This is a genomic window from Vibrio sp. CB1-5, from assembly GCF_059412285.1.
This window is the reverse complement of record NZ_JBJHPB010000076.1, coordinates 1-853: the sequence shown is the minus strand read 5'-3', so window position 1 is coordinate 853 and position 853 is coordinate 1. Positions and strand designations below refer to the sequence as shown.

Annotated in this window: 1 protein-coding gene; it reads right to left on the bottom strand. The window is 47.8% G+C overall.

Annotated elements, in window-relative coordinates:
• Nucleotide 1: 1 nt before the first annotated feature.
• On the bottom strand, nucleotides 2–853 hold an 852-nt coding region (gene tuf, locus ACJB0T_RS21925; RefSeq protein WP_495292944.1), incomplete at its 5' end, for an elongation factor Tu.

Here is an 853-nt window from a genome sequence, read left to right as displayed (position 1 = left end):
ATTAGTCGAAGATCTTAGCAACAACACCAGCACCTACTGTACGGCCACCTTCACGGATAGCGAAACGTAGGCCTTCATCCATTGCGATTGGAGCGATTAGCTCAACTTTCATTTGGATGTTGTCGCCTGGCATTACCATTTCTACGCCTTCTGGTAGAGAGATGTCACCAGTTACGTCAGTTGTACGGAAGTAGAACTGTGGACGGTAGCCTTTGAAGAACGGAGTATGACGGCCGCCTTCGTCTTTAGAAAGTACGTATACTTCAGACTCGAACTTAGTGTGTGGGTTGATTGAGCCAGGAGCTGCAAGAACTTGACCACGTTCAACTTCGTCACGCTTAGTACCACGTAGAAGTGCACCAACGTTCTCACCAGCACGACCTTCGTCAAGAAGCTTACGGAACATCTCAACACCAGTACAAGTAGTCGTTGTAGTATCTTTGATACCAACGATTTCTACTTCGTCACCTACGCGTAGGATACCGCGCTCGATACGACCAGTTACAACAGTACCACGACCTTGGATCGAGAATACGTCTTCGATTGGTAGTAGGAACGGTTGGTCAACTGCACGCTCTGGCTCTGGGATGTAAGAGTCTAGTGCTTCAGCTAGTTCAACGATTTTCGCTTCCCACTGCTCTTCGCCGTTTAGTGCGCCTAGTGCAGAACCTTGGATAACTGGTAGGTCATCACCTGGGAATTCGTACTCAGAAAGAAGTTCACGAACTTCCATTTCTACTAGCTCTAGAAGCTCTTCATCGTCAACCATGTCACATTTGTTCATGAATACGATGATGTATGGGATACCAACCTGACGGCCTAGTAGGATGTGCTCACGAGTCTGAGGCATTGG